The organism is Thermomonas sp. LB-4 (assembly GCF_036409385.1).
GTDB lineage: Bacteria > Pseudomonadota > Gammaproteobacteria > Xanthomonadales > Xanthomonadaceae > Thermomonas.
Map to the genome: position 1 here is coordinate 1 of NZ_JAXOFT010000049.1, position 2,900 is coordinate 2,900.

1 protein-coding gene is annotated in these 2,900 nt (G+C 63.3%); it reads right to left on the reverse strand.

Going from position 1 to position 2,900, the window contains the following annotated elements; all coding sequences use genetic code 11:
- Window positions 1-83 precede the first annotated feature (83 nt).
- A complete protein-coding gene (locus SPK54_RS13535; RefSeq protein ID WP_330948393.1) occupies window positions 84-2,843 on the reverse strand; it encodes a type I restriction endonuclease subunit R in 2,760 nt (919 codons plus the stop codon).
- Window positions 2,844-2,900: the final 57 nt, after the last annotated feature.

Below are 2,900 nucleotides of genomic sequence, written 5' to 3' on the forward strand. Positions count from 1 at the left end.
ATCAGACCGCGATACTGCACGAAGTTCGTCGCAGACGAGTTTTTACACAGCCTCGGTCGAAAGCAGCCGCTCCTGCATTGGCACTACACTGCCCATACATCCGCCAACAGCTCCGCTTGCGCTATTACCTTCTCAATCGCCTCCGGCTGCTTGTCCGGCGGATACCGGTGCGTTGCCAGCAGCACCTTCACCATCGCCACCATCTTCGCGCGTGAGTCCTTACGGTTCTGCCAGTTGATCGTCGCCGACTTGCGTAGCTTTTCGGTCAACTCCTGCGCCAGCGCGCGCAACACGGGATGGCCGAGTTCTCGCACTGCAGATTCGTTCTCCGCCAACGCTTGATAGAAGGCGAACTCTTCCTCGCTCATGCCGTCCGGCGGGCGTGCCTCGTTGATCTCCCGGGCCAGCCGGATCAGCTCTTCGATCACTTCGACCGTGGTCAGGCCTCGGTTCTGGTAGCGGTTGATCGCTTCCTCCAGCCGGGTGGCGAATTCCTTGCCCTGCAGTGCGTTCCTTTGCCCGCGCGACCGGATCTGGTCGGCTAGCAGGCGTTCCAGCAGTTCGGCCGCCAGGTTCTTCGTCGGCATCTCGCGGATCTGGGCGAGGAAGCGTTCGTCCAACAGACTGATGTCCGGCTTGTCCAAACCGAGCGTGCCGTAGAGGTCATTGACGCCTTCCACCAGCACGCCCCGGGCCACGAGCTGGCGCAGCGCGGCCTCCTTTTCCAGTCGCGACAACCCTCCTGCAGAACGGGTCAGCTTGATGAGGCTCACGCGGACCGCCTGGAAGAAGGCGATCTCTTCGCGCACCGCCATCGCCTCGGGCCGGGTGCCGGCCAGTGCCTGCGCCTTGGTCAGCTTTGCGACCTGGTCGAGGTACGAGCGCACGCCACGGTTGCGACCCTTATCGTCGGGTTCTGGGTCCAGCTTGAGGATGTGCTCCATCGCTGGCGCCAGCAGCGCGAGGGCGCGCTTCGGATCTTCGAATCCGCTGCAGTCGAAGTTTGGGAAGAACTCCTTGCAAACCACGTCCAGGGTATCGAGCAAGATGCATAGCGCCGCGCCGGAGGTGTCCACCGGCTCGCGCTCTGCACCGCTGTCGCGTGTGTATTGGCGGATGGCCTTCTTCAGCTCCTCGCCAATCCCGATGTAGTCGACCACCAGGCCGCCGGGCTTATCCATCCAGATGCGGTTGGTGCGAGCAATGGCCTGCATCAGGCCGTGGCCCTGCATGGGCTTGTCCACGTACAGGGTGTGCACGGGCGGGGCATCGAAGCCAGTCAGCCACATGTCGCGCACGATCACCAGTTCCAGCGGCGTCACGTGCGGCTTCAGCTCGTCGGGTGACTGTTTGAAGCGCTTCTCCAGCAGCTTGCGATCGGCCTTGTCGGTGCGGTGCAGCTGTATGTGAGGCGGGTCGGCGGAGCTGCCGGTCATGACGACCTTGATCCGACCGGAGTTGATGTCGTCCGCATGCCAGTCCGGGCGCAACTTCACGATCTCGTCATACAGCCGAACCGCGGCCTCGCGCGAAACGGCCACGATCATCGCCTTGCCGGCCACCGACTCCTTGCGTACTTCCCAGTGAGCCACAAGGTCTTCGGCCAGGGTCGCCATCCGCCCGTCGGCCATGGCCAATGCCTCCAGCCGGGTGTAGCGGCTGGCAGTGCGGTTCTGTTCGGCCTCGTCCTCGTCGCCGGTAGCGTCGAGGAACTCGTCCATCAGCGCCTGCTTCTCGGCCTCGTTGAAGCGCAGCTCGATGATGCGAGACTCGTAGCTGACCGGCACCACCGCCTCGTCTTCCTGTGCTGCGATCATGTCGTAAACGTCGACGTAGCTGCCGAAGACGGCCTCGGTGTCGCGGTCGTCCAAGCTCACAGGCGTGCCGGTCATGCCCAGGTAGATGGCATTGGGCAGAGCATCGCGCATGTACTTGGCCAAGCCGTACTTGGTTTTGCCAGTCCTTGTGTCCAGGTCGGCGCGGAAGCCGTACTGGGTGCGGTGCGCCTCGTCGGCGATCACCACCACGTTGTCGCGCTCGCACAGTACCGGCACGGAGGTCAGGCCCGGCTCAGGCGCAAACTTGTTGATGGTGGTGAAGAACACTCCGCCAGCCTGCACCTCCGACAGCATCCGGCGCAGATCCTCGCGACTGTCGGCCTGGGTGGGCGTTGCGCGCAGCGACCAGGCGCTATCGGAGAATGTTTCGTAGAGCTGGCCGTCCAAGTCGTTGCGGTCGGTAACCAGCACCACCGTGGGATTGCGGAACTCCTGCCGATCGCGCAGTGCCATCACATAGAACAGGGCCAGCAGCGACTTGCCCGAGCCTTGGGTGAACCAGATCACGCCGCCCTTGCCGTCCTTGCGCTGGGTTAGCGCTTCGACCGCGCGCTCGACTGACTTCTTCACCCCGTGATACTGGTGCCACTGGGCGATGATCTTGAAGCTGGCGCCACCGTCTGCCCCGGCATAAGCAACGTAGCCTCGGAAGAAGTCCAGCAGCGTCGCAGGGTTGAGCAGGCCGCGCATGAGTACTTCCAGCTCCAGCTGCCCGTCGCGGACCTTCTTACCGTCCAGCAGCCGCCAGCGCGAGTAGCGCGACAGATCGGCACTGAGCGAACCGTAGCGCGCCACCGTGCCGTCGGAAACGACATTGAGCAGGTTGAACCAGAACAGCTGCGGAATCTCGGCCTTGTAGTTCTGGATCTGGTTCCAGGCGGACTCGAAGTCCGCGTTGAGATCGGCCGGGTTCTTCAGCTCGACCACCACGAGTGGCAAGCCGTTGACGAACAGCACGATGTCCGGCCGTCGCAGCTTCGCGCCCTGCACTGTGAACTGGCGCACGGCTAGCTGTGTAAACCCACTACGTTGTTCAGTTGGATGCGGGTGATGGGTGGTCTG